We start from the raw sequence: 19,033 nt of genomic DNA, 5'->3' as shown, positions 1-19,033 counted from the left end.
GGGGCGAGTATTTTAGTGGGAAAAGGAAAAAAGTTTTTTATTTGGAAGGAGGAGTAATTAATAGTTTTAGACATTTAATAATAAAAAAAAATACTCCCCTCTCGATTAATAAATAGTCCCGCCAGGGACACTTTTTCCCTCTCCTCGTAGGAGAGGGTTAGGGAGAGGTGGAGAGGGTTAGGGAGAGGTAGGAGAGGGGTTGGGGGAGAGGTTCTAAGCAAATGTTTATCGACTTTGAAACAGCCCTGCTACATCACTGTAAACTGTACTGAACCCGTTGCTTGTAACTCCAGAGGGTATTTTGTAACAACATGGCGACGGTCATTGGCCCGACACCACCCGGAACGGGGCTAATATAATCCACTAAAGGTTCGACACCTGCAAAATCAACATCTCCAACAATCACTGAGCGCCCTTCATAGTCGGTAATCCGGTTAATTCCCACATCAACCACCACAGCGCCCGGTTTAACCATTTGAGGGGTAATTAGTTTAGGATAACCCGCCGCGACGACTAAAATCTCAGCATCACAGGTGAGTTTTGCTAAATCTCGCGTTTTAATATGAGCAATAGATACGGTACTTTCTGCTTCCAACAGCATCAACGCCATTGGTTTTCCCACTAAAATACTCGCCCCAACCACCACCGCATCTTTACCTGCGACCTCTATGTTATATTCCCGTAATAACTGCATCACGCCTGCGGGTGTACAACTGCGAAGTCCTGCTTCTCCTCGTACCAGTCGCCCCATATTTGCCGGATGAAGCCCGTCTACATCCTTATCGGGGGAGATCTCGTATAATAGCGGAATCGCGTTCAGATGAGACGGTAGGGGGAGCTGAAGCAATATTCCATCAACAGTTGGGTTGTTATTTAAAGAATGTATGACCTCTGTTAACTCGGCTTGAGAGATATTTGCGGGAAAATGGGAACCAAATGATACAATTCCCACTTGTTCACAAGCCCGTTCTTTATTGCGAACATAAACCGCACTGGCTGGGTTTTCCCCCACCATCAACACCGCTAGCCCCGGCGGACGTCCAACTTTGGCTTGCAGAGATTGAATTTCTTGCTGTAACTGGGTTCTAATTTTTTGAGCGAGCGCTTTACCATCTAATACGTTAGCCATAGGAATTTTGGGGCTTAAAAAGACATCATTCACTCATATTCACATAAGCCTGTTTTGTTGGCTATAGCAGAGAAAGAGTTGATTAGGACACTGTTTTTCTGTCAAATCCTTTTATGATAAAGGTTTCAATTCTGTCTCCTGTCTCCTGTCTCCTGATTTCTGCTATATATTCGGAACAAAAGCAATAGAACCCACCGTCAATCTCTGTAGATTGAGTTAGATATCATAACTCCTTGCTTAAATTTACAGGTGAGGTGGGGAAATTGCCAAACTTCCCAACTCACCTCTTTAGTTTTCCGAACCTCTATCAAGATGCCAGAATTTGCTGCTATTGTGAATCTCAGGCAAATTTCAAACGGTTCAACTGTTGCCTAAAATTTTACCGGATGTTTTCTGTTCCATGACTACTACAACCCAGCCGAAATTTGTTCAGGTGTCTCCCACTGTGATGTTATTTTGTCTAACACCGTTGTTGTTTGGCTGCAATCAGTTGGCGACTTCAACGGCGAAACTCTCTCTCAATGTTACTCCCATTGAAAAGCTGGAGAAACGCAAAGCAGAGGCGAAGGTTTACATTAAAGGAACCGTAGAAAGTCATGCGCCCTTTGTCGGTGCGGCAGCCTATCAGCTTCAGGATAACACGGGTGAAGTTTGGGTATTCACGACTGAGCGTTTACCTGAGTTGGGACAGGAAATCCTCGTTCGCGGTAAAGTGAGTTATGAGAGTATTACCCTCAAAGAACTCCCTGAACAAGATATTGGTGGGGTTTATCTCAAAGAACTTGAACGAATTCAAGAACCTTCACCGGAAAACAGCGACAAAGAAACAAAACCTCCTATTCCTCAGTCTGAACCAGTTGTTGAGGAAAAAGAATGACAAACTTACCCGTTCATGTGGCTTTGGCTATTCTTTACCGAGAAGGTAAGTTTTTGATGCAACTCCGAGATGATATTCCGGGTATTGTATATCCTGGCGTTTGGGGTTTATTTGGGGGTCATGTTGAACCCGGTGAAACCCCTGAAATAGCAGTCAAACGAGAATTAATCGAAGAAATTGGTTATGAAATCTCTGAAGTTTCAGCGTTTGGTTGGTACAGTGAAACAAACGTCATTCGTCATGTTTTTTACGCCCCTTTAACCGTTGATCTTGATCAATTAGTTCTCAATGAAGGCTGGGATATGGGATTAATCACTCCTGAACAAATTCGCTACAGTCAAGCCTACTCCCAAAAAGCCGGAATGGTGCGATCGCTTGGTCGTCCCCATCAACATATTTTACTCGATTTTCTCGAACAAAAACAAGAAATCCTCTAGGAATAGAACAGTGGCTTGAGTCAAAGTGAGTCACGTAGTTATAAGGGTTTAAAGTTAACTGTCAGCCCACTACGCAGCCAATGTTCTGTTTTTTTGGCGATCGCACTAGACTTCCGCTCAGAGAACGGTATAATAAGGTTGGCATTGCTCCGAAGTTCATAGCAGTTTGTGAGCGAGTCAATTCTAACTTCACTTTTCGAGCGAGGTTGAGAAAAAAACGTTCATCAATAATTGCTGATTCTCGTGAGTTGTTGCTGAGATTTGAGCAAGGAAACATCAATGTCAGAAGAAACAAAAGCGAACGAGACTGATCAAGCTGAACCTAAAAACGCTGCTGCCGCGAAAAAAGAAAAGCCGCCTGCCGTTGAGGATAAGCCCTTTGCTGAGTTTATCGAACAAGATTATCTTCCCGCTTTGAAAAAGGCTTTAGGTTCTCAAGGGGTTGAGGACTTAGACCTAAAGTTTGCCCAAGAAAAGCTTCCGGCTGGGTTAGGGAATTCTGAACGGTGTTGGCAAGTTATAGGTCAATGGCAAAGCGGTAAACGTCAATTTAATGTTTACTTTCCCAATGAAGATATTAAAGCTCAAAAAGTATTTTCCTGTGCTGCAAATGGCAAACCGAGTATAATCGAGCCGTTTTTGGGAGATGAGCGCAAAATTACACTTCCCTTACTGGTTTTTGGTGTGGTTCAGCGACTCAATGCTCAAAAGTGGTTAAATCGTAATTAAGTCTTTCTATTTTCAACTGGATGTCTAAGTCAGTTTTTAGTAAAATGCTGGCTTATTTTTATGGATTGAGCTAATTGTTAAATTTTGTAAAAATTATTATAATTGATCAAAGAACAGACTGATTAACGACCCTATCTAAAATTATGGTTGAGAAAGTGCAGAAATCCGAACAGGAGTGGAAACAACAACTCACTCCCGAACAGTTCCAAGTCACCCGTAAACACGGAACCGAACGAGCCTTTACAGGCAAATATCACGATAATAAACAACCTGGAATTTACAAATGCGTTTGTTGTGGGACTGAGTTATTCACCTCAGATGCTAAATACGACTCAGGAACCGGTTGGCCAAGTTTTTGGAAACCCGTTACCGAAGCAAATGTTACTTGCAAAGACGATAATAGCCTGTTCATGCGACGTACAGAAGTATTATGTGCGAGTTGCGATGCTCATTTAGGTCATGTGTTTAATGATGGCCCCGCTCCCACAGGTCAACGCTATTGCATGAACTCCGCCGCTCTTGACTTTGTTCCCGCAGAGTCCTAACAAACTGCACTAATTGTTGATTTTTTGCTCAGGAGACTGACCACAAAGACACAAAGGCACAAAGATTAGATGGGGACAACCCTACCTCACGGGTTGCCCCTGATTATCGTTAACGCTTGGGTTTAGTATTAATACTAACCGGGCCATTAACCATTGTTTGGCAAGCCAGTCGATAAGTATCGGGTTTTTTCTTGAGGATGCGTTTTTCGGCGTCAGTAGGGGGTGAGAGATTTTCCATTCCTTCAACGACTTCTACAATACAAGTTCCACATTGACCAAAGCCCCCACAATTCATCATTTTTCCCATAAAGGTATAGAGATCAATTTGCTTTTCTAGGGCTTTAATCCTCAAGTTTGCGCCGTCTGCTGCAATAATTTCCTGATTTTCGTTGACAAATTTAATGTTAGCCATTCGAGATTCCTGAGTTCAATTTCTTTAAACTTATAAAAAAATGTTAACAAAATGAAGAATCATTCGTGATTCTGTGTTAAACATACAGAGTCAAAAAACCCTGATTTGAGATCAGCAACGACACCCGTTTACGGCGTGGCTTGCAGGTTGTTATCGGGAAGATTGCTTACTGCTCGGTGCAAACGAGACAAAGAACGGTTGTAACCAATAATCGCTTGCAGCAACTGGTTTTGAGCGCGAGTTAAGTCGGTTTCTTGGTTAATGACATCAAGCTGAGTTCCTACACCCGCCTGGAACCGCAACCGCGCCAAACGTAACGCTTCTGTTGCTTCTTCGACCCCTAAATTCGCCACCCCAATATTTTCAAAAGTCGCCTGCAAATCATAAAAGGCACTTTCTACTTCCAAGCGAATATCATTACGAAGTTCAGAATACCGTTCTTCTGCGATCGCAATATTAATCTCTTGCTGACGAGCATTCGCTTTCGCCAAACCCCCATCAAAGAAATTCCAGCGCATTTGTAACTGAATTGAATAACCATCGGCCCAACCTTGGTCTGCAAACGGATCACTGTTATCGGATAATATCCCTAAGACATTGTAGTTGGCACTGGTCGTTAAATTCGGTCGTTGTGCAGCACGGGCGTTAATTCGTCTTTGTTCAGCGAGATTGCGGTTAACCAATTCCTGTTCTAATTCCGCTCGGTTTTGGTAAGCCAGTACAATACTTTCGTCTAAAGTGAAATCCCAAGCCCCAGCCAGGGAGATGGCATCGGCGGCGATTAAGTTAACATTTTGACTGACATTCAAAATATTCGCCAGTTCCCGTCGTCGGGTTCTTTGGTTACTAATCGCATTGGTTAAATCCTGCTGAACTCGTGATAACGTGACTCGCGCCTGCAACACTTCAAATCGAGTTCCCACACCTGCTCGTTCTAAAGCTTCCGCATCTTCCAAACTTTTTTGGGAGTTGCGAACCGCAGCCCGTTGAATCTCGACTTCGGCATCAGCTTCTTGCAAATTATAATAGGCTTCGGTGACATCCAAACGCAATTGTTCAACACTGCGTTCAAACTCCAACCGCGCCAAACGCAACTGTTCTTCAGCCGCTCTGATTCGCGCTCCTCGCGCCCCACTCACGTCAAAATCATACTGAAGTTGGAATGTATTCTCAAACGTAGTCACCCCGTAAGTTCGGGAAAGAGAGATGGCTTGTTCTGGAGTCGCTCTGGCTTCGACCTCACGATTTCTCGCTGAGTTGGCAATATCGCTACCGGCACTAAAAGAGCGAGTTAGGGTTGAGATGTACGCTAGAGTCGGATAAAGATCTGCTTGAGCTGATCTCAAAGCTGCTAAATTTTGTTCAACTTGCAGTTCAAACACTCGGATTCCTTCGTTGTTGCGTCGGGCTAAGTCCACCGCTTGCGGTAAAGTAATCGGTACGGTTTCTTGAATTTCCACATCCCGAGGCTGATTTGGACGATACAAAGGATTAGAACTCGGAAAAGTAATCGGGGGCGGATTTGTTTCTAAGATGCCGCTTGGGGTTGGTTGCGGATAGGGTTCGTTAGGCGGACTGAGATTGGGGACTTCTAAGGTTGGGGTGTTTGTTTCTTGAGCAATTTGTGGGGGAAGATTTGCACCCGGCGGTTGAGGAAGCATTTGAGACAGTTCAAATAAGTTGGGAGTCGGGTTGCTCGATTTTTCCCTATTTTCTGTCAGTGAGACTTCAACCGGATTTGGGGATTGGGGTTGTGATGCGGTTTTTGAACTGTTGCTGGGATTTAAGGGTGAAGGAATGGGACTCGGGTTGCTAGCCGAGGCTTTAACGGGATTTTCCTTAAATACTGTTTCCTCAGTAGGCTGGGAATTTTCAACGGTTGGGCGATTGCGGGCTTTAGGATAGATGAATTTATTAAGAATCCGTTGCACGGTGGAATCTGTTGGCGTCGGTTTAGTCGGATTTTCCTTAAATACTGTTTCCCCAGAAGACTGAGAATTTTCAACAGTTGGCGTTTGTGAACGACTCGTTGTGAAATGATTGACAATTGACTGTTGGGCGGTGGAATTTGTCTGAGTCGGTTTAGTCGGATTTTCCTTAAATACTGTTTCCCCAGAAGACTGAGAATTTTCAACTTTTGGGGTTTGTGAACGACTCGTTGTGAAATGATTGACAATTGACTGTTGGGCGATGGAACTTGTCTGAGTCGGTTTAGTCGGATTTTCCTTAAATACTGTTTCCCCAGAAGACTGAGAATTTTCAACTTTTGGCGTTTGTGAACGACTCGTTGTGAAATGATTGAGAATTGACTGTTGGGCGGTGGAATTTGTCTGAGTCGGTTTAGTCGGATTTTCCTTAAATACTGTTTCCCCAGAAGACTGAGAATTTTCAACAGTTGGCGTTTGTGAACGACCTGTTGTGAAATGATTGAGAATTGACCGTTGGGCAGTGGAATTTGTTGGCGTCGGCTTCACAGGATTTTGCTTGAACGCCCTCTGCACTGAAGACTCAGCCTTATTCAGTGTCAGTTTCTCCGTTCCAGTTGAGGGTGTCAAACGATTGAGAATCCGTCGTTGTGAAGGTTTAGTCGGATTTTCCTTCCAAGAAGCCTCTAAGGGGTCAGAATCCGCCTGTGAGGGTTGGTCTATAAGTTCTGAGGGTTGATTTTTGGCTTGGGCTGCATCGGCGGTAGATTGGGCTGATTGAGATTTAGCCAAATTTTGCTTAAAACTCCTCTGAGAAATAGAGTTTTCAGTCGATGTCTTCTCGGTGGATTCAACCGAGACTGGGACTGCTATCCCTTGTCCTAAATAGGTAAATGTAATGGCGCCGCTCACTCCCACAGCCATTAAATTGTGAAAAACAGGCATAAGTTTTTTTACTGCGTCTGCAAGTCCAGAAACAATTTTAGAGCAATCAGGGTATGCTGCTACACAGAATCAAGTGGGGAAAGTAGAACATAATAAAAGACCGCAAGCTTCAGGGGTGACAATCAATGTAGGAGTCTCACTCGCTCAAGGCCATTGAGATCAACTCCTCGACATCAGTCACTGGAAAAATCGGGACGTTTAGCTGTGCAGAAAGTTCCCCTACACTCATATCATCCAGAAATAATGTGTCTTCGTGTTTCAGCATAACCGAGGGAAGCAATATTCCATCGCCTAAATCTTTCCCTTTGAGACTCTCAAGTAAGTCTTGACCCGTGAGCAAACCAGTAACGCTGATGGTTTGTCCCCAGTATTGACTGCACAATGGGACCATCTCAACGGTTAGTCCCGAAATTTGATTCAATCGTTGAACAACCGGACGAAAGGCGACTTCGACTGCATTTCCCACAACCCAAGTGAATTTTCGAGGGGTTTGTCTAGAGTTGGGAAATTTAGCGATCGCTGTTTCAAATTCTTGCAGAAATTTGCGAATTGATCCCACTCCATTGCCAATTTGAGGATAATCTTCATAATGGCTCGTTGGGGGTAATTCTTGACGCGCAATTAAAAACCATTCATCGGCTAGCCAAACACTATTTTTCCTTTGTTTTTGCTGTAGTTTTTCTTGTATCGTTTGCACTTGAGCAATCACTTCTGCGGCTTTTTCTGGAGTCACGGGAATGAGTTCATCTTCAACGGGACGAAACCGCGTTAACCCCACAGGAACCACTGCAACTGAGGCGACTGTCGGAATTTCTCCCCTCGTAAATTGAGTTAAATCTTGTAAGGTTTTTTCTAAATGTTGACCATCATTAATTCCCGGACAAACGACAACTTGAGCGTGAATTTGCAGGCGGTTTTCTTGGAACCATTGCAGTTGTTTTAATATTTCTCCCGCACGGGCATTTTTCAACAAACGAATTCGCACATCGGGTTCTGTTGCATGAACAGAAACATAAAGCGGAGAGAGTCGCATTTGTGCAATGCGTTCCCATTCTCGTTGAGGTAAATTGGTTAAAGTTAGATAAGAACCGTATAAAAAACTTAGGCGATAATCGTCATCTTTGAGATAAAGGGTTTCTCGTTTTCCGGGGGGTTGCTGATCAATAAAACAAAACGGACAGCGATTATTACACTGTATCAAACCATCAAATAATGCCGTTTCAAACTCTAATCCCAAATCATCATCGTAGTCTTTTTCAATTTCGATCTGATGAACTTTTCCGCGACTATCCAGCACTTCTAATTCGAGAATTTCATCCGCACATAAAAATTGATAGTCAATTAAATCACGGGGAGGCTGTCCGTTAATGGAAATAATTGCATCTCCGGGTTCAAAGCCAATTTCAGAGGCTATCGAATCAGCAAGAACTTTAGTAATTTTAGCAGGACGAATGGAACGGGTACTCATCTTAACTTTTCCTCGGGGATGTTAGGCGTTAGTAGAAATTTCTCCCAACCAACACCTAACGCTGAATCATGTACTCAAGTTATATATTATCTAAAACTCCTCCACTGACTGCCACTAAGATAGCGACACCAAAAGCCAATCGATACCAAACAAACACCCAGGTATTTTGAGTTTGTAAAAAACGAATTAACCAAGCAATGGCGAGGTAGGAAAATACAGCCGATGAAATGACTCCAGCAACTAGGGAGACTGCGCCAATATTACCCAATCCATTCTCTAATAATCCTTTTAATTCGACTAAGCCTGCTAGAGTAATGGCAGGAATTCCTAAAAGGAAGGAAAAACGAGCCGCAGTTGCGCGTTCAAGTCCCATAAAAAGCCCTGCGGTAATGGTTGAACCGGAGCGAGAAACGCCAGGAACTAAAGCTAAAGCTTGAGCCAATCCCATTAATACACCATCTCGCACATCAAGCTGTTCATAATTTCGCTTGCGAGTGCCAGTTTTTTCGGCTAATCCTAATAGCAATGCCATCACAATTGAAGCCACAGCAATAGAAATGGTATTGCGTAAAGGGGAGTTATCAAAATCGGGAATAAAGATTTTAATTAACAACCCAAAAAAAACGATAGGGATTGTTCCCAAAGCAATTCCTAAAGCGAGGCGAAACTCAGAAGATTGATAATTTGAATGCCTGATTGCCTTAAATGCACCAACTGTAACCTGTGTCAAGTCATTCCAAAAATACCACAGCACTGCGGCGATACTTCCGAGTTGAATCACGGCGGTAAAGGCAACACCGGGATCTCCCCAACCCAATGCTACGGGTACAACCTTCAAGTGTGCCGTACTACTAATTGGCAAAAATTCGGTTAGTCCTTGGACTATCCCTAAGATAATTGCCTGAAATACATTAATCTCTGTTGTTGTCAGTACAGTTGATGGTTCCACGAGGTTTTGACTGAAAATTTTGAACGATTGGTAATGAACCCTTCCTACGGTGCATCACCTAGTAACAGTGTGGCATTCTCACCTAGCAACGGCAAGTCTAGTCTCAATTAAAGCTACTCGTCAATTTCACCTCTTTTCCCTTGTACCCCTTCAATAATACGGGAAAGTTCGCTTTTTTCATTGATACTAATGCGAGTGGGAGAACCACTAATAATCCGTTCATAATCCCTAAAGGAATCGGTAATCCGAGGGCCTCTTTCGGTAATTGTATATTCTCGGATGCCTTTATCGTGCCATGAACCTCTCATTTTAAACACGTTAAGCGCCCGAGACATTTCTCCCCTAATTTCTACATATTGCAGCATCAAAATGGTATCGGTGATGGTAGAAATATGAGAATCAGTAATCGAGTGAGAACCCATAAATTGATCGGTTGTATTGGTAAAAAATCCAGTAATTTCTTCTTGTTTGGCGTATCCGGTTACTCCAATGACAAACTGTCGAAACGCATTATTACTAACCCCTCTTGCTAGAGCTGATAAAGAATCAATGGCAATCCGAGCGGGTTTAAATTCCTGAATTTCTGATTTAATAATTTGCAGATGATCTTCGACTCCGGCTGATTCGGGATAACTACACAAAATTCTGAGTAATCCTTTGCGTTCCATGCCTTCAAAGTCAATGCCCCAAGAGTTGGCATTTCTCAGCAATTGAGCGCGAGATTCTTCATAGGCAAATAATATTGCCCGTTCACCGTTTTGGCAAGCATTATTGAGAAAAACACTAACCAATAAAGTTTTTCCGGTTCCTGTTGCTCCGGTTGCCAAAATAATCGAGTCTTTAAAAAATCCACCCCCACACATTTGGTCCAGGGTTTCATCTCCAGAAGAAACTCTCGCATTTGATGAACGTTGAGTCAGTCGCATGGCTCCTAAGGGGAAGATACTAATACCGTTATTCGTAATGGTAAAGGGGAATTCTCCTTTCATGTGAGTGGTTCCCCGCAGTTTGAGAATTTCCATCGTCCGACGACGACGTTCTCCTTCTAAAACGTTGCGGACAATCATCACATTATCCGAGACGAATTCTTCGACCCCAAAACGAGCAACCGGGCCATATTCTTCTTCTCGTTCTGTTGTCATAATCGTCGTGGCTCCGACTTGTTTTAAACGAGCCACTAACCGAAAAATTTCCCGTCTGACGACGCCTGCGGCTTCGTATTGTTGGAAAACGGCTGTCACGGAGTCAATGGAAACTCGTCGGGCTTTATATTTGCGAATGGCGTATTGAATGCGTTCAATCAGGGCGGATAAGTCAAAGTTTCCGACAATATCTTGACCTTCGGGATCGGGAGAAGCATCCAAAATAAAAAGTTTCCCCTGCTCGACTAATTCCTGTAAATCCCAACCGAAACTAGAGGCGTTTTTAATAATATCATTAGGAGATTCTTCAAAGGTAACAAAGATACCGGGTTCATCAAAATTTATAATTCCGTTGTAGAGAAACTGAACTGCAAACAGAGTTTTACCTGTGCCTGATGTACCACTGACTAAAGTTGTTCTTCCTAAGGGCATTCCGCCATGACTAATGTCATCAAAGCCTTCGATCATCGTTCGGATTTTTTGAACGCCAATAAGTTTACGTCCATTGGTGTTCGCGTCTTGACTGTTTTCACTCATAATCTTTAGGTTGAAAAATCCACCTCTAATGCTAGAATATTATTTCCCTATTGCTACATTTACCACAAAATAGGGATTGGCTGTGCAGATTGTTGGCAGATGTAAAAGAACAGTGGGTGTTCTCAGTCACGGGCAAACTGGGGATAACTGTTACTTTTGTCAAGAAAGATCATTGAAAGGGGTTGTTGATGTCCTGCTACACCGAACACTTCAGAGGTTCAGTCCATCATCACCTAACTCTTCATAGAGCAAGTCTAGCCCAATTAAGACTTTTTCTCGATCTGAAAGGTCTCCTATAATTTTTCTGACTGGTGGAGGTAGAATTTTCGACAGCGTGGGTGTCGCCAGAATTTTATCCTCTTCTGCCAGTTGAGGGTTTTTGAGAACGTCAATCACTTTCAACGCATAAACTCCCTGAAACTCTTGTTCTAAGATTTCTTTAAGCGTTTTCAAGGCTCGCACAGAGTTCGGGGTATTCCCGGCAACGTAGAGCTTGAGAACATAGGTTTTTTTTAATGGACTCATAAACTTTCAGGGATAGCTTGACAGATAAATTTTATCGTGAATGGCTTTCCTCTCCGGCTTTGTTTCCCTTTTGTTAAAGGTTATTGCAAATCTTAATTCAGTGTTTACTAAACGTTTTATTTTTTGACGTGAAAATCTGATCTTGAGTTTTATTTTCTCAACCCTAAGAATCTCTCGGAATTGAGCGTCGATACATTTCACATAAATGCGCCACCATATCAATTAGAGTGAGGCGGTAATCGAGTAAGACATCTTCACTGCGTCCTTCGAGTTTCAGTTGTTTGGAGAAATTATCCATCAATTCCATGTGAATTTCGACGATGCGAGTTACCGGAACATCGGCAAAAAACGCAATGTTAACATATTCATCGATTTTATTATTCAGGGTTTTATCTGCTGAAAAATAACTCAGAACAATTTGACGATATTTCAATTTAAGCTGATCGAGCAATTCCTGTCGCTCGGCGGGAGGCAGATTTCGCAGGAAGTTCTGAGGACTTCGTTTGTAGTAAACTCCTAAATATCCTAAGCGTTCATGTAGTTTCTCAGCCAGTCGTCTCTGCTGACGCATGATAAAGTTGGTCAACTCCGTCGGTTCATTGGCGTCTAGGGAGTCATCCGTCAGACGAGTCGTAACGGCTTGAGTAATAAATTGACTGATGGCTTTGTCTACATAACCGTTGATTTGATTGAGTTGGTTGACATTGATATGAACTTCACTATTGTGATAGATGTAGTTCGTTGTTAGTGTCGGTGTCTGAGTTGATTGGGAAGAATCACTCGGTTCGGGTGTCTGTTGAGTCTGAGGCGGCTTGATCTGAGCATCTAAGATGACGGTTGGTAAAGAGATATTTTGGTGTTGCAGTTGCTCGACTAATAGAGTCAGATCGATTTCCTCCTGCACAATTAAACAGTCGAGTTGCTCTCTTTCCTGACTGACGTATTGGAGTAACTCTTCGATCGAATGGACCAGAACGACAGCATAGCGATCGCTCTGCAAACTAGACATAACCGATTCAGCCATCTGTGTTGATGGCACAAACAAACAAATTGAGAGCTGTGGACGCCACACGGTCGTTGAGGTTGAAGTTAAGTTACCCGCCAAAGAGTCACTCAGAGATCCAGTCTCCTTTACTAATATTTCGTGAGTCTATAAAAGATTTAATCATAAATTGTAACTAATCGTGAACTATCCGACGCTGATACGATCGTATAAAGGGTGAGCAGGTGTTCTCAACGGGGAGTGCGGAAGAAATTGGACTTCCCCCTAAAACACCAACAGACGGCGGTTCCATCAAATGCGGTCCGGGGACTCCCACTATAAACTTCAGTTTTAGCGGGAGAGGAATTCCCGCCAACAAACAACATGAGCGCAGCGAATACAAGATAATTATCTGTATTCATAGCCGTCAGCCTTGAATATTGCTTGCAAGTATTTTGGATGTACATCAAACTTTTTCGCTTGAGTTTGAAGCACGAAACTTGGTCGAAAACGAATGGCAATTCTACCCGTGTATTCCCCTGCAAATTTCCCTTTAGGAATTTCAGCTTTTACAATATCGCCCGTTTGAAATCCTTGAAAGAATTTTGCTTTGGGAGCGTGAGCTTTTGGAAAACCGTATTTGCCGGGGCGACAACGCCGCCTAACGCCGTGACCTTTTGCTGTTATTAAGAGGGGTTTAACTCCTTTAATCAACAGCTTTTCTGGGGTTGATTTTCCCACACAAGCTGCATCAGTCCAGTGGCTTTTTTCAATCCCTCGGGTTTTGCGATTGTACTTAGTCAGTCCACCGGAACCGACCTCTACAGGCAATCCCTTAGCTTGCAGTCGATTGTACAATTGCCACCGGGTAGCGTTGACTGCCGCCGCATCTTTTAGCGGTGCTTTGGCTTGTTTTAAAATTCTCCTCAACAGGTCGGGTTTTTTACTCAAAAATTGCTCAATCGGTTTATCGCCTTTAGATTGGTTGCACTTTCGGCAAGCCAAAGTTAAATTGCTAACTCGGTTTGAACCTCCTTTCGATTTGGCAAGAATGTGTTCGATTTCCAGGGGAACATTTTCAGCATCGCAATAAACGCATTTTCTACCCCACTTTTGAAGTAAATACTCTTTCACTTCAAACCCGTAAAGTTCCCCCCGTTGATACTCGATTCCATAAATCTCTGGGTTTTGCATTTGCTGAAGGTCAAACTTCACCAACTCCTGAGAAATTGCAGTAACGGGACAGAATTTTCTAAGTCGTTTCACCCAAGTTTCAATATTGGCAATTCTACTTTCAAGAGAAGGAGGCAGCCAACCTTTTGGGCGAGTACGATTTAAAAATCTAGGCTGGCGATAGCGGGTTTTGCGGTTGCGTCGTCCCCTTCTTAACGCCCTTCGAGAATCAAGAGCATTTTTTATTTGTTGCCCCCGGTGAGAAATTTCCAAAGCTGTTGTTACTCGTCCAGTTTCTTCTTGAACGATTGCAATTCCCGTTGTTTTACTACCGGGGTCAATTTTAATTCTGTGCGAATGCGTTACTGAATCTTCAAAAGTTCTATCGCAGCATACGATGGTGAACGGATATTTTATGAATACTTTTGCCCTCCTTTTTTTTAACAGTTCCCTCGCCCTTGCCGGAGGGCAGGGGTCAATAGGTTTCAGGTTTTTATCTAACACGAAAACTCGCATTACTTTGAGTCTCTCCTTACGGGTAAAGTTTGCCTCGACAATGTTATTTAGCCTTGTTAGGTATAGTTCACTGGCTTAACTCGTTACGCCTGTTTAAAACTGTACGAAAGAGCCGCAAACTGGCACGCATTCATGGGTTTCGTGAGCCAAATAACGTAGCCCCAAAAAGGGCTGAGTCTGGTCAAGTTAGAGCCTTTTTACAAGCTCCCGCGCTTAACCCGTTGGCGAAGCCTGCTGCGCGAAAAGCGCATAGGGTTTAGCGGCGAGTTCTTGACCCGTCTTGATCGTTGTGATCCCTTGATTGTTGGCTTGGCTCAATCGCGCGGCTTTCATCCCGACACTCACCTTTGAGGTAGAGCGCGGGACAACAGCCTAATCGTTAAAAGTGTTTTCTGGAAGTCAATTGAGTTTGAGAGTTTAATAAGCTAATGTTTCTAAGGTTTCTCGCAAATAAGTGCGAACCAGGCGATCAAGATTGATCTGAGGCTGCTGTTCGGGGTAATCTTGGTGTTCTAGCTGCCAGCGTTGAAATCCCGAACTAGAAGCAATGGCTTGTTTGAGACTGTGCCAAATTTGAGAGTCTTCTTGTAATCGGGGAGTAGCCACCGCGTCATTTTCAGGGAGGGTGGAAGTTGATTTAGCCATAATCGGTCACCAAATAAACAATAAAGTTGGAATGATTTGCAAGCTTCACTCTATTTTTACAAATTATTACGGCAAATGCCTGTAGCTGTGAACACCGTCTAAGGCTTAGGTGGGCTGGGTGGGTTCTGAACTGTTAACGTTCTGAGGGTTCTTTGGAGTCAAGCGATGGCAAAGAATTCTCTGTTATTTGGGGTATCAGTGCCGCAGGTAAGATGCGATTCACCCGTAGTCCTATCCGGGTAAAACCTTGACGAATTTGTTCAATCGTTAAAGGTTCTGTTGCTGACCATTCTGCTTTTCGAGTCAGTAAAACTCCAATCACACTCACAGGAACTTGAGCAAATAAATTACAGCCTAAAAAGGCGATGCTAGCTAGGAATAATCCGAGCAAACGCCCTTGCAAGGGTAATGAAACGACATGAGCTGCTAGAGGAGCAAGACGATAAAGTTGCCAAAGAATGGGTAAAAATAGGAGCGGTGCAATTAAAGCTAATCTTTGATTGAGTGGCGTTTTGAACCGGGCCAGAATAGTCCGTTGCACAGGTGTCAGTTGTTCAGGTTTCATCGCCATGACTAAGACGCTGAAAATGTAAAACGGCTGAAACCATTGCATCCAAAAAATGGGGAGGATGCCGACGATAGCAACGATAGCGATTTCCACCCCGACAGGCCAGATCGGATAACCGACTGCTAATCCTAACAGGCAAAGTGCTAACCATAGGGGGAGTACCGCTAAACCAGAAAGATGAATCCAGAGATAGGGATCTAATCGGAAATTCGACATTTTTACGGGCGGTCGGGGGCTAGCTTGATCATACTCTAAAAAGATTAAGCGATCGCTGCGTTCTTAAGATTGAAGCGATCGCGTTGGGTGTTTTGCAGGAAGGAGGGTTTTTCTTCTTCCTCTATCTTAACTGACCTAGACAGAAAGAGTCCGTCGCTTGGTAGCCATGCGGTAGGCTTCGATGATGTCTCCTTCTTCCCAGTCATGGAAGGTATCGAGACCCATGCCACATTCATAGCCGGCGTTGACCTCTTTGGCATCTTCTCGCATCCGTTTGAGGGAAGAGAGTATGCCTTCGTGGATGACATTGCCTTTGCGTAGGACTCTGACTTTGCAGTTCCGAACGGCTTTGCCTGTTTGGATATAGCATCCTGCCACCTTGTTTCGACCCACGGGGAAGACGGCTCGGACTTCGGCTTGACCGAGGGCTTCTTCAACCAATTCGGGTTCAAGCAGACCTTCCATCGCGGCTTGTACATCATCTAAGAGGTTGTAAATGATGTTGTACTCGCGAATATCAACCCCAGCTTGATCGGCTGCTTGTCGGGCGCCGTTTGCCAAGGTGGTATTAAAGCCTATCAAGACCGCATCGCTAGCGGCGGCAAAATCGATGTCCGTTTCAGTGACTTCTCCGGGGGCTGCCAAGAGTAACCGCAGTTGCACTTCTTTTTGAGGAAGTTTCTTGAGGGCGTTGACAATGGCTTCTACAGACCCTTGAACATCTCCTTTGAGGATGATATTCAGTTCTTTGAGTTCTCCTTCTTGAGCGCGAGCTGACAGGGCGCTGAGACTGATGCGGCCTTGGAGGAGACGAGACTTCCGTTGAGCCTGGGCGCGTTCGTCGGCTAGGGCTGCGGCTTCTTTTTCGTTCTCGAAGACCTCAAATTCATCTCCGGCGGCGGGAACGTCTCGGAGTCCGAGGATCTCAACGGCAAAGGAAGGGCTAGCGGCTTCTACCCGTTGGCCTCGGTCATCAACCATGGCTCGGACTTTACCAAGAGCTGATCCGGCTACCACAATATCACCGACGCGCAGAGTTCCATTTTGAACTAACAGGGTGGCAACAGGGCCTCGGGCTTTATCGAGGTGAGCTTCAATGACTGAGCCTCGAGCGGATCGATCAGGATTGGCTTCTAAGTCTTCAACTTGTGAAACGAGGATAATCATTTCGAGAAGCAGATCCAGGTTTTCTTTCTTGATGGCGCTGACCGGAACCATGATGGTATCACCGCCCCATTCTTCCGGAACGAGATTGTGTTCCATCAGTTCTTGCTTGACCCGATCGGGTTGGGCGCTTTCTTTGTCGATTTTGTTAATCGCGACAATAATTGGCACTCCGGCAGCTTTGGCGTGGCTGATGGCTTCGATGGTTTGGGGTTGAACGCCATCATCGGCAGCGACGACTAAGATGGCAATATCTGTTACTCTAGCTCCCCTTGCCCGCATGGCGGTAAAGGCTTCGTGACCGGGGGTATCCAGGAAGACCACCTGCTGCATTTTGCCTTCGTGTTCGACATCGACGTGATAGGCACCAATATGCTGGGTAATGCCTCCGGCTTCCCCTTGAGCGACTTTGGTTGCTCGGATGGAGTCGAGTAGGGTGGTTTTCCCGTGATCGACGTGACCCATGATGGTGACGACTGGAGGACGTCGTTGCAGGTGATCTAAATCGGCTTCATTAAAGATGTTGTCGGGTTTTTCTGCACCGGATTTCTGCTGTTCGGTTTCCAGTGGTACTTCCAACTCTTGACAGACCATCTCAATGATGTTGAAATCAAGAGTTTCAGTAATGTTAACGGCAATTCCTCGAGCAAACAGCCTGCGAATAATATCCGTTTCAGGTATAAACAGGGCATTGGCTAGCTCTTGTACGGTTAGGGAGCCAGAAATTACCAGTTTTTCAGGACGCGGAGGTTGTTTGGACTCGGCACTGTTGTTGCCGCGAGAAGAACTGCTGGAGTCTTCCGATGAACCGCCCCGGTTGCGGGTCGGCTTTTTGGCTTTTGAAGGCCCCGCACTGGCTGCCGTTGGTTTTGTTGGGGATGATGCGCTCTTTTGTTTGGGGGGACGAGCCAGTGATAGACTCACGGCTGCATCTAAGTCAGACTGACCGTTGAGGGAGCCGTCCAAGTCCTCATCCTCTTCATCTTCAATGGGAGGTTTAACGCGAGGACGCTTGGCTTTGAGTTTGGCGGCTTTGGCGGCCTTGTCTTCTTCTTCCTCATCCCATCCTGCACGTTTGGTTGTTGTGCTGCGAGTGGACTGGGGCTTTTTGAGTGCGGTGAGGGTTTTCTTCGGTCGCTTGATCTCCAGATCGAGGTCGTCTGTCGGGGTGATGATTTCGTCATCGGTTTCGCTGTCGCTTGCCTCGGGTTCGGGTTCACTGCCTCTACGAGCGGGTGGCGGCTGAAGTTCCGGAAGCGGCTTGGGTTTGAGGGCTGTAATTTCTTTGCGAGGCTTGCGAACAACCTCTTTTTCCCTCGGCTCTTTGATGTCGGAGGTTTTGGGTTCAGAACTGCTCGGACGCTGATTTTTGGTCGGTTTGCTGGGGCCAGGCTTGTCCGGCGTTTTAGCCACTGTTGGCTGTACCTCTGGCTCCGCCGACTTAGGCGTTGGTTTATTGGATTTTAAAATCGGTTTGTTCTTCACAACGGCAGGGTCGGAGGAACTCGCCGAGGGCCGCACTGGAGGAGAGACCAATTGGGGAGCTTCCGCTAGCTGGGATGCTTGAGCGGAGTCCGGGTGATTGGACTCGTCGGAAGAGGTGACTGTTGATCGCTCCGGAGGATTTTTCGCGGAACTGTCAACTGCCGGTTGATTTACGGATTCTGATGGAGATTGAGGGGCAGAATTGGGCTTCGATAGCACAGGCCGATCTAGTAGTGGTGGTTTCTCAGAAGGCTGGGAGGGAACTGAGGGTTGGGGTTGAGTGGCTGTTGGCACGGATACTGAGTTGTTCTGTTGAGTGGGAAATCGGTTCGAGTTGGAGTTGACCTGAAGTTTGGGTTTACGAACTTCTAGGATTTGTTGTTTTTTCTTGTGATCGGCTTGAGAATCGGACAGTTTTGATGGATGGCTTGCCCGCTCGGAGTTGGAATCATGATGACTCTCGATGGGGTGGGTTGCCACATATTTCTCAATCCGTTGAGCATCTGATTCAGTAATTGTACTACTATGGCTTTTGACTGCAATGTTGAGCCGTTCACATACGGCTAAGATATCTTTGTTGTCCAAATTCAGTTCCTTTGACAACTCGTAAATTCTGACTTTGGTGTTGTTCATCCACTTTGCCCTCTTCGTACCAACCCGTTAT

General features: G+C 44.9%; 17 protein-coding genes. 4 read left to right on the top strand and 13 right to left on the bottom strand.

All coding sequences use genetic code 11. The features are described from left to right. Positions 1-253 precede the first annotated feature (253 nt). Positions 254-1,129 carry a bifunctional methylenetetrahydrofolate dehydrogenase/methenyltetrahydrofolate cyclohydrolase FolD gene (gene folD, locus WN50_RS06095; RefSeq protein WP_046281818.1) on the bottom strand — a complete coding sequence of 292 codons (876 nt, stop codon included), beginning with the start codon at positions 1,127-1,129 and terminating at the stop codon, positions 254-256. A 400-nt stretch (positions 1,130-1,529) separates the two neighbouring features. On the opposite strand from folD, the gene WN50_RS06090 reads away from it, so the two are divergent. Then, on the top strand, positions 1,530-2,006 hold the full coding sequence (locus tag WN50_RS06090; protein ID WP_046281816.1) for a hypothetical protein: 477 nt from the start codon (positions 1,530-1,532) through the stop codon (positions 2,004-2,006). Then, positions 2,003-2,443 carry an NUDIX hydrolase gene (locus tag WN50_RS06085; RefSeq protein ID WP_046281815.1) on the top strand — a complete coding sequence of 147 codons (441 nt, stop codon included), beginning with the start codon at positions 2,003-2,005 and terminating at the stop codon, positions 2,441-2,443. The genes WN50_RS06090 and WN50_RS06085 overlap by 4 nt, the downstream gene beginning before the upstream one ends. A 61-nt stretch (positions 2,444-2,504) precedes the next feature. Here the strand turns inward: WN50_RS06085 and WN50_RS06080 are convergent, their stop codons facing one another. Next, a complete protein-coding gene (locus tag WN50_RS06080; RefSeq protein WP_046281814.1) occupies positions 2,505-2,720 on the bottom strand; it encodes a hypothetical protein in 216 nt (71 codons plus the stop codon). Between the two features lie 2 nt (positions 2,721-2,722). Here WN50_RS06080 and WN50_RS06075 point away from each other — a divergent pair, with 2 nt between their 5' ends. Further along, positions 2,723-3,172 (top strand): DUF2996 domain-containing protein, encoded by a 450-nt coding sequence (locus tag WN50_RS06075; protein ID WP_046281813.1) that lies wholly within the window; start codon positions 2,723-2,725, stop codon positions 3,170-3,172. A 143-nt stretch (positions 3,173-3,315) separates the two neighbouring features. Then, positions 3,316-3,717, top strand: coding sequence for a peptide-methionine (R)-S-oxide reductase MsrB (msrB, locus tag WN50_RS06070; RefSeq protein WP_046281812.1), 402 nt, complete (start codon positions 3,316-3,318; stop codon positions 3,715-3,717). A 109-nt stretch (positions 3,718-3,826) separates the two neighbouring features. Here msrB and WN50_RS06065 read toward each other — a convergent pair whose 3' ends face one another. The 11 genes from WN50_RS06065 to infB all read right to left on the bottom strand — a co-directional run bounded on the left by WN50_RS06065 (position 3,827) and on the right by infB (position 19,002). Next, on the bottom strand, positions 3,827-4,129 hold the full coding sequence (locus tag WN50_RS06065) for a 2Fe-2S iron-sulfur cluster-binding protein (protein ID WP_046281811.1): 303 nt from the start codon (positions 4,127-4,129) through the stop codon (positions 3,827-3,829). A gap of 128 nt (positions 4,130-4,257) precedes the next feature. Then, complete coding sequence (locus tag WN50_RS06060) at positions 4,258-6,999, bottom strand: TolC family protein (protein WP_049558399.1); 2,742 nt, start codon at positions 6,997-6,999, stop codon at positions 4,258-4,260. A gap of 136 nt (positions 7,000-7,135) precedes the next feature. After that, on the bottom strand, positions 7,136-8,467 hold the full coding sequence (locus WN50_RS06055; RefSeq protein ID WP_046281809.1) for a TIGR03279 family radical SAM protein: 1,332 nt from the start codon (positions 8,465-8,467) through the stop codon (positions 7,136-7,138). A 79-nt stretch (positions 8,468-8,546) separates the two neighbouring features. Beyond that, on the bottom strand, positions 8,547-9,416 hold the full coding sequence (locus WN50_RS06050; RefSeq protein ID WP_082172341.1) for an undecaprenyl-diphosphate phosphatase: 870 nt from the start codon (positions 9,414-9,416) through the stop codon (positions 8,547-8,549). 113 nt (positions 9,417-9,529) lie between these two features. Next, the gene (gene kaiC, locus WN50_RS06045) at positions 9,530-11,095 is read right to left on the bottom strand and encodes a circadian clock protein KaiC (RefSeq protein WP_046281807.1); all 1,566 of its coding nucleotides are present in this window, start codon (positions 11,093-11,095) and stop codon (positions 9,530-9,532) included. A 210-nt stretch (positions 11,096-11,305) separates the two neighbouring features. Further along, positions 11,306-11,620, bottom strand: a complete 315-nt coding sequence (kaiB, locus tag WN50_RS06040; RefSeq protein ID WP_009782897.1) for a circadian clock protein KaiB — start codon at positions 11,618-11,620, stop codon at positions 11,306-11,308. 163 nt (positions 11,621-11,783) lie between these two features. Continuing rightward, entirely contained in the window at positions 11,784-12,692 is a 909-nt protein-coding gene (locus WN50_RS06035; protein WP_323274224.1) for a circadian clock protein KaiA, read from the bottom strand. A 318-nt stretch (positions 12,693-13,010) separates the two neighbouring features. Beyond that, positions 13,011-14,291: an RNA-guided endonuclease IscB gene (iscB, locus tag WN50_RS06030; RefSeq protein WP_046277836.1), complete on the bottom strand. Its 1,281-nt coding sequence runs from the start codon at positions 14,289-14,291 to the stop codon at positions 13,011-13,013. A gap of 417 nt (positions 14,292-14,708) precedes the next feature. Continuing rightward, positions 14,709-14,936 (bottom strand): hypothetical protein, encoded by a 228-nt coding sequence (locus WN50_RS06025; protein WP_046277837.1) that lies wholly within the window; start codon positions 14,934-14,936, stop codon positions 14,709-14,711. A 133-nt stretch (positions 14,937-15,069) separates the two neighbouring features. Further along, positions 15,070-15,720 carry a low-complexity tail membrane protein gene (locus WN50_RS06020; protein ID WP_046277838.1) on the bottom strand — a complete coding sequence of 217 codons (651 nt, stop codon included), beginning with the start codon at positions 15,718-15,720 and terminating at the stop codon, positions 15,070-15,072. 135 nt (positions 15,721-15,855) lie between these two features. Then, positions 15,856-19,002, bottom strand: coding sequence for a translation initiation factor IF-2 (infB, locus tag WN50_RS06015; protein WP_046277839.1), 3,147 nt, complete (start codon positions 19,000-19,002; stop codon positions 15,856-15,858). Between the last annotated feature and the right edge of the window lie 31 nt (positions 19,003-19,033).

It is taken from the genome of Limnoraphis robusta CS-951 (genome assembly GCF_000972705.2).
Note: the sequence above shows the minus strand (reverse complement) of the source record. Positions and strands in the feature narration are given on the sequence as shown.